The organism is Paenibacillus sp. Soil766, assembly GCF_001428105.1.
Lineage (GTDB): Bacteria > Bacillota > Bacilli > Paenibacillales > NBRC-103111 > Paenibacillus_E.
In genome coordinates, this window is record NZ_LMSJ01000051.1 from 1 (window position 1) to 8,215 (window position 8,215).

The 8,215-nt window shown below is 39.3% G+C and carries 6 protein-coding genes and 2 pseudogenes; 6 read left to right on the plus strand and 2 right to left on the minus strand.

Translation table 11 applies throughout. The features are described from left to right. The first annotated feature begins 220 nt into the window (after positions 1-220). From ASG89_RS29440 to ASG89_RS29450, 3 genes are all read left to right on the plus strand, one after another. Positions 221-691: a hypothetical protein gene (locus ASG89_RS29440; RefSeq protein WP_157276860.1), complete on the plus strand. Its 471-nt coding sequence runs from the start codon at positions 221-223 to the stop codon at positions 689-691. 232 nt (positions 692-923) lie between these two features. Further along, entirely contained in the window at positions 924-1,475 is a 552-nt protein-coding gene (locus ASG89_RS29445; protein ID WP_063868210.1) for a putative immunity protein, read from the plus strand. 573 nt (positions 1,476-2,048) lie between these two features. After that, the gene (locus tag ASG89_RS29450) at positions 2,049-2,915 is read left to right on the plus strand and encodes a reverse transcriptase-like protein (protein WP_057314927.1); all 867 of its coding nucleotides are present in this window, start codon (positions 2,049-2,051) and stop codon (positions 2,913-2,915) included. 86 nt (positions 2,916-3,001) lie between these two features. Here the strand turns inward: ASG89_RS29450 and ASG89_RS35905 are convergent, their stop codons facing one another. Further along, positions 3,002-3,169 (minus strand): hypothetical protein, encoded by a 168-nt coding sequence (locus ASG89_RS35905; RefSeq protein ID WP_200963581.1) that lies wholly within the window; start codon positions 3,167-3,169, stop codon positions 3,002-3,004. A 241-nt stretch (positions 3,170-3,410) separates the two neighbouring features. Between ASG89_RS35905 and ASG89_RS29455 the strand changes: the two are divergent. Beyond that, positions 3,411-3,930, plus strand: a pseudogene (locus tag ASG89_RS29455) (suppressor of fused domain protein). 393 nt (positions 3,931-4,323) lie between these two features. On the opposite strand, the pseudogene ASG89_RS29460 reads toward ASG89_RS29455, so the two are convergent. Beyond that, positions 4,324-5,404 (minus strand): annotated as a pseudogene (locus ASG89_RS29460) (IS110 family transposase). Between the two features lie 340 nt (positions 5,405-5,744). Between ASG89_RS29460 and ASG89_RS29465 the strand changes: the two are divergent. Beyond that, positions 5,745-6,338: a DUF2441 domain-containing protein gene (locus tag ASG89_RS29465; RefSeq protein WP_057314928.1), complete on the plus strand. Its 594-nt coding sequence runs from the start codon at positions 5,745-5,747 to the stop codon at positions 6,336-6,338. A 194-nt stretch (positions 6,339-6,532) separates the two neighbouring features. Continuing rightward, positions 6,533-7,534: a hypothetical protein gene (locus tag ASG89_RS29470; RefSeq protein WP_057314929.1), complete on the plus strand. Its 1,002-nt coding sequence runs from the start codon at positions 6,533-6,535 to the stop codon at positions 7,532-7,534. Positions 7,535-8,215: the final 681 nt, after the last annotated feature.

The window sequence follows — 8,215 nt, forward strand, 5'->3', positions numbered from 1 at the left end:
AAGGTGAGTTCTGAGGGCTGCAACCCAGTACATACTCATCGTAGCGAGGCGTTCTTTTTTCTGCAAATGCAATCTACTAACACCTACAGGAATGTTAATGGGCAGGATAACGAAGCAATGACTCCTCAAAAAGTTACCAGTTATGCAGGTAGAACATAAATTTCAACTAGAACGTCTAAAGTGTATGTCAGGATATCGCAATGTTACGAACAGATTGGGAATGGTTACAACGAATCATGAAAGTGGTGGTTACAGGTTGATAAAATGGGCTTTCTTTATATCGTTTCTTGTTCTTTGCTTCATAATCATGGGGTACAACTATGTTAAAGGGAGTACCAAAGCACAGGACTTACAAAACGCGATTGATACTAAATTTAAGCTTGAACTAAGCCACGTTCTCAGCAGTTTAAGTATGAAGATGAATGACTATTCTTATCGATCCGTCTTATCGAGTGTTTCCAATGTGGCCTCTATTTCTGAATTAACATCTTATGAGGAACAGAATGATAACTTGGATATTAGTTTGTATAACCTCTATATTTCTTTGAGGGAGGATAAGTCAAAAGATAAAGTTTTATCCCGAGCAGATGAGCTAAGAGATGTATTTACGGTGTTGGTAAGGGATCCTGCAAGTAAAGAAGCGACTGATAAAATAATCCAAATTACAGATGAAACATTTTTTAAAGAATGACAGGAATGGTTTTCGAAGTCGTATTTAACACCTATATTTATTACGCTAACGGATAACTATAGCTTAACATGCTGTTGAAGAAGGCTGCGAATCGAGAACGATAGCGTAATAGAACTTCAAATCAGAGGCTGCCGAGTGTCAGTCTTTTCTCAACTAAAGGGTGGAAAGTTACAATATATGGTAGAATGGGGTTAGTAAATTGAATGGAAGTATTCATGTAAAGGATGATACAATGCCGAAAATTAAACGCAAAACTCTTGGCTACTCAGGCAAAGCATCAACGCTGATTTGCGAGCTACAGGATCTGATGGAAACCCAAAGTGAAGCGACTTTGCGCAAATGGTGTTTGGATTTTGCTGAACACAAGATTTTGGAAATATTTGAGAAACGCTGCCCTGGCGAAAACCGCCCTCGAAACGCTCTGCAAATGGCTCGCAACTGCCTCAACGGTAGCACAGATTTATTCGAGGTAAAGGATGTACTCATGAAGGATTGTGATGTCGCTGCCCGAGAATTGAACAGCGACCCCGCCGCTCAAGCAGCGGCGCGCGCCATCGGTCAGGCAACGTCATCCATCCATATCCTTAACCACACGTTAGAAATGTTTTTTTACACAGCGGCGGCAATTGCCTTTGACCGTGTTGGATTGAACGCGGAGAAAGACGTTTACGACAATATCACGGATGAAGTCTGTGCGGACTATACGGCGGACTTGCAAGCGATTGCTATTGTGAACGAACCAAACCCCGCAAAAATTGTATGGAAAAAATGCCAACAGCGTTGAGCGAACATAAATCGAATAAGGCAAGCCACGAAAAGTGGCTGATTTTCAGGTCAATAAGAATGCGAGCAGCTGTGGGACGTGCCTTCCTGTTACCCCTCCTCGAACATATGTGCAAACTCCTTAAGGATCACACCGTAACCGTGGTCGCAGACCATTGATGAGAAGACAATGAGAGAAACAGATAATGAGAGTAATGAAATAAAAATATTTTGTCCCGTAAGAAAGTTATGAGCATTGCGCTAACGGTAACGATAGTTCAACACCGAAAGGGCTGCCACTTTGTAGATCTGTTCTCAGCTCCCTCAGATTAGCTCAACAAACGGGAAAACTTTTCGCTAAATTAATGCGCGTTTTGGGTTATAATGGAAGTATCATAATACTGAATGAAGGTGCTGTTATGCTCGGATTGCCCAACGGTGAAGCATTTCTGGTCGCTTAGACATAGGAGTGGGATACGGAGTTTTTTTCAGAGAAAAGGCGAATAGAAAACGAAAATCTTATCACAGTGCAACTCATAAAGATGTCTAAAATAATCCCTGAATTCGCTTTTATATTGCTGCTTGGAGGATTAATATGACCAAGTATGTTGTAGATATAGTTAATAACGTCTGTGAATTTAAACAATTAGGAAGCTCAGCTTCTATAAGCTTTGAGCTTCCACGAATGAAAATGAGAGACCAGGCATTACGTCATTTTAAACGGATTAAATGGCTCATGGAGAAGGCAACTGCTGCCGGAGCTACTCATCTAACTATTTACATGGACAAAAATGTAGGAAAGGGTATGTTGTCAGAATTAGATAAAAACACGACTATGAAAGAAAGGCACAAAGAAATCTACCTTGAACTTGTTGAGTTAAGCAAAAAGTTTGAAGAATTTATTTATCTTCGAAAACCCTCCCTATACGACAATAGACCAATATATAAGCATACACCTAAGTTTAAACTGAAAAAAACGATAAAAATCAAAAGTGGTAAAGAGGTAATCATTTATTCTGATGCTACAAAAAAACTGAATAAGGAAGGAATAGGGGGAGTAATACTTCGAGATGGCAAAGTCGTACTAGAACGGCACCTTGAAGTTCAAAAAGGAGCAAACATGCAAGCCCTGGAAGCTTATTCTTTGTGGAGGCTTGTGGATGCAGCCAAAAGAAACAAGTGGAATTATGTTAATTTTAAAATTGATTGCATGTCTACATTAAATGAACTAAAAAAACCTAGACAATCAAATCATCAGAATGAGTTTCAAATGTATTGTGATTGGATTAAAGAAGCCCAAGAACAATTTCCAATGTGGAAGATGACTTATGTGGAATCGAAAAAAAATATAGCGCATAAGTATGTCGTAGAATCTATATCGAGACAGGGTGAAGAAAGGGCAATAAAAGCGAGGGACGGAAACGTTACTTCAAAGGGGATCACTCACTGCTGTTGCAGTTAGCTGATCCCTTTTGTGTGCTGAAGAAACGGGCAGTCTAATTGCTAAAAGCCCGGTTTATAACCAGGCTTTTAGGGTTAGGAATATTTCTATTTGTTTCTTACATACTCAACCCATTGCTCATGCAACTCTAACTCAGAACGTTGAAAAATTCCATTAAAATCACTGGGATTCCTAATAAGTTTGTTTAATGAATCTAAGCCATATTCATCAACAATGAATTCCACAATTAAATAAGAAAACTGAAATCCTTTCATTGTTTCAAAATCCCACGTATCGTTAAACGAAAGGGCAGGATAAAACGATGCCCCGAATTACTCAAATAATGCCTGTGCGGTGACGATTAAGAGAAGTACGAGGAGGTCAATTGAATTGACACTTGATGAGTATAAAAATCAGGCGTCTGAACAGGAAGATTGGGCACCAGGATGGGATGCCATCGATCAGGAATTTGAAAAGCTCTATCCTAAACAGATTCCAGTACATTACGGGACAGAGATGCATAAACGTGCTATTTTCGGTGGGGATGAGCATCTAGATGGCTATAGCATTTATCAATCTCCGAATGGATATAAGCATTTACTGACATATGGAATGACCGAGCTTTACCTTGAAATGGAATCGTTTGGTGGTGAGTGGAGTCGTTGGGGATACGAAATGACGATAAAATTAAAAGAGGAATCAGTTGAGAGCTGTCTATGGGCAATAAATATGCTTTCTAATCTTGCTCGTTACACCTATATTTGAATCTTCTCAGTATGTTCCTGGGAATGGTAAATCACTTCATATTGGCGTTGAGTCCGAGATCACAGCGTTAATAGTAGTAAACGATACTGAAGTGAAAGGAATTAATACTTTCCACGGAAAAGTTGAATTTATTCAATTCGTTGGAATTACACAACGAGAATTAGAATTATTGAAAGAGGACAGCAATCAACTTGAGTTTTTAATTGATAATATGAAGAAGGACAATCCTTTTTTAATAACTGATATGAATCGAATTAAGTCATATTTATAAAATCGGGGATCGTTAAGCTCCCTCGGTATGATCTGATTTCCTCACGTAAGCTCGTCTATTCGCAGGATTTCATCCTTTAGATTTCGGTGATGAATGAAAGATAGCGAGATATATTAGGATGTGTCGTTAAAAAGGCATGCGGGAACAGAGGTGGAGTTGAATCACCCAATTCATTCCAAATGCTGCACGTATTCTCCACGGTGCCCTTAGCGATTTTCACTCCCATGTCTCAACGGGTCAAAGCCCTTTCATTCCTTCGTCACATCTATCTAAGGGGTGGGGGTCGGTCTTTCTAACGGAACAGGTCAGAGCCTTTTTGCGTAATGTATCCCGATACTCCGTGCTTTCTTTGTCTCCTGCGAATACGCCAACTTGCGTGAGGTAAGGTTTATCTTAAGCTGCTAATGCAAAGATTTTATTTGGGTTGTAGGCTTCATCACTACGAGCCATTCCTACTAAGAGTCGAGCTAGCTTTCCACATAATTTCATAATAGATTTCATCTTTTTGAGTTTTTTAACTTGAACATTATGGTGATGTAAGGCTTTAAATTAAAATACCAGCTAGAGCAATTGAACTTATTCCAGTAATGGCAAGTATTTTGCCTGATTAGGGGATACGTTCAACAACGTCTTTGGCCTCTTTTTCAATCCTCTGCAGCTGTTTAGTTGCTAAGTCATGCTCCTCAAGGAGCTGTTCTAGATGGAGTTTGTAAGCATGTGATGCCTGCTTGGAACCAACAGTTTGCTTGGCAAGATCGATAACTAGATGAGCTCTACACACACCAGAATGCCGCTTCATGTATTTCTGCCATCCTTTAATTACATCTTCAGGACGTAGTTTACATAGCTCAGCCAGGAGCGGAAAAAGCCGAAGAGTTAACAAGGCACCCTTGCAAGTTAAGATCTTAAAGACTTGTCTTAGTTCTGGAAAGACAATGTCGACCCAGCAGTGGATCTGGTTAACGGCACTCACAAGTCGTTTCACGACAGTTTCTCGGTTAGCCATGAGTATTCGCAGCTCCTCGTACTCAGAGGAGTGGAAACGGACAGGGGAGTAATAGCCGTTTTTCACCATGTCGGCAATAACTAGAGCATCCTTTTTGTCACTTTTAGAGCGTGTATTGTCGCGGTTTTCTTTATTCTTTTTAACTAGATGAGGATTAACAAGTACGGCTTCGATTTCATTGTTTTTTAGCCAACCAGCAAGGCTGAACCAGTAATGTCCAGTCGGTTCAATACCAACGATAACTTGGGATAATTTATATGAAGCTAACAAGTCGCGAATCCAACGGTCGAGGGATTTGAATCCATCTTCGTCATTACTAAAAACTAAAGGATTGCCGAGAGCGACACCAGGGAAGTTAACCGCTCTGGCAACATGAGTCTCTTGAGCAATGTCCACACCAACAACAATATGATTAAAGGTAATGTTTTCAATGAGTTGATTTTGCTTATCTTGTGATTTAAACTTCATAGTAGAGCGTCCTCCTGGATGATGGAATTAAAGGGCTTTTGACCCGTAGCGTACTTCCATCGTACAGAGGCGCTCGTTTTTTTACAAAGCTGAAATTTATCCATCTACAGGAATCTAACGAATAACGATAGTTCAATTAATGAATGGATTTATTGAAAGTGGTGTGTAAAGATGAAAAACAGACTTATCATAGTGGTGTTTATTACACGTTACTTCAATAAACAATAAAATGAGGCTGCCGCCGCGAAATCGGATGGCAGCCTCATTAAGCTATCGGGCAGGATAATCCTGGTAAGTGCCGAATAAACCTACGTTAATAATGATTAATAGGGGGAATTCAATGCAAGAAAGCGGATTGTATGTTTATCACATTGTCACTAGGAAGAAAATGAGCCTTGGTCAGAAAATAAATTTTGACAAAAACCAAAAAAACACATTATCTCACTTCTTTTTTGAGAAGGAACAGATGAATTCCAAAGGCGAAGACTTTATTCAAATTTTGCAGGGTCATTATTCAAATGACGGCTTGAAGATGGATAAAGAAAATGCAGATGTTGCTATCAGGTATGTAGATCAAACAATCAGAGCGATTAGAGAAGTTATAGTTGAAATGGTAAGACTGCAAGAACATCCTGAATATCCTTCACGATTGTCTTGCTTATACGCTGCGAAAAACTATGAGGATGCTTTGCGATGGAAAGAACTATTCGATTCTTACCACCGAAAAGTTTTGCAGATAGTTAAACTTCGAGTTATTGGGAACATCTTTGAGGGTGACGGGAGCCTTTTACCAAAGGAAGATGGAGTTCCATTCTCACAAAAAATCGAACAAGCCCGAGAGTATTGGAACGGCAATGTAAAGAACGGACTACCTGAACTGTTGATTAACGGAAAAATTGAAGTAGTTGAAATTATAGATGAGTTCTCCTCTTAATCTAAACAAAGTTGTTTGATAAACCATTGAACTAACGTAAGAACGATAGTTGAGGGGCTTGCTTCGCGGCAGCTTCTTTTTGTCATATAAGTAATGGGCAGGATTAATTAATTCCTTCGTGAATATGTTATTGATGTTTATCTAATGAAGTTCGTAATTGTAAGTGACTTTAGTAAGAGGGAGATACAAAAGTAATGAAAATAGTTGTGAATCGTTGTCCGATACCTATGCTCTGGATAGATACTAGTGTAATTATTGACATTACAAAGTATCGAAAGCAAATGGCGCTGAAAGATGGCCTCCAATATGAAAGGATGGCAAATCTAGATAAGCTTATTTTCGAAAAAACAAGAAATAAAAAGCTGTTTTTGGTTGAAGGAGACCAAAGGGAAGAAATCAACAGCCTAATTAAAGAATCCCATGATACCCATACATTTCTTTCTGCAGGAGTTAAATTTCAATACAGAAAACAAATACACGATAATCAACTTTACCGTACGATGGAAGCTTACTTAAAGAACGAGGATAAACTTGAATTACCGTATGAAGAAGCTTTTTCTAGAGATCCTATTGAGGAAATTAGTGGAGCGTTGAAAGGGTTAATAATTTCTGCATATATGGAAACGAGTGACGAAGAAATTAAAGATCGGGTATCCCGTAAGGAAAGGCTTTTGAAAGAGCTAGAAGCTCTAAGACTAGACAGATTGGCTTCTGGCATCACCTATGAACAACAACTTCAACAGGAATATACGGCGGTAATACAAGCAGGATTAGCCGGGATGAAAAACTTACAACATAAGTTCGAGAACAAGTTAGAGATTACATACGATGACATTTCACAGTATTCAATTCTTAAAGAAGTTGAAGAAATGTGGACTAGGCTCTCAAAGGAACTAAACAATAATGATAAAAGTCTAATGGATTTTCTTCTTTCAGAACATTATCGTGCAATTCCCAATCTAGACATTCAGAGTAAGTTATATGCCGACGTAATAACCGGAGTAAAGCCGATACAATCAGGTGATTCTATGGATATTCAACACTTAAGCACGGTGATACCTTACTGCGATTATGTAGTGACCGATCTAAAAATGAAAAACCGTATTAATCGGTTAGGAATAGATAAGCAGTACAATACCAAAGTGTATTGCTTAAGGGATGCCAATAATTTATTATCAGAGTTATCAGCGTTGTAAGGGATTTATTGAATAGGTCGAGTAACATGCGTAAATTGACCCAAATAATGTAGGGAGATTTGTCTCATTAATGTAGTCACATTTGTGTCACTAGAATCTCGGTTGACAAGAACATTGTCCGAATGAAGTCCGCGTAAATTGCGGGCTTTTTTAGTTATCGGATCAAGTTCTTGACATTTGTCGATGACATTGATCCGATTGCCGACAAGCAGTAGACTGACCTGTAACTTGCTAAACTCCCTCAGAGAATAGGGATTTTCTCACGAATGCTCGCTCATTCGCAGGATTTCAAAATGTTTGTTAAATAGGAGTTACGGTGTCTGGGTTCTATGTGGCAAGAAGTTCCGTTAGAGCGCATGCGGGAACAGAAGGATACTGCAGAAATTGGANCTCCCTCAGAGAATAGGGATTTTCTCACGAATGCTCGCTCATTCGCAGGATTTCAAAATGTTTGTTAAATAGGAGTTACGGTGTCTGGGTTCTATGTGGCAAGAAGTTCCGTTAGAGCGCATGCGGGAACAGAAGGTGCTAATGTATTTACAACATCTTCCATAGCAAAGTTATGCTGCACGCTTCTCTCCACAAGGTCCTTGGGGATTCACTCTCCCAAATCTCGACGGGTCTTTGCCCTCACATTCCTTCGTCCTATCTATCCAAGGTGTGGAGTCCGATCAACGTTAA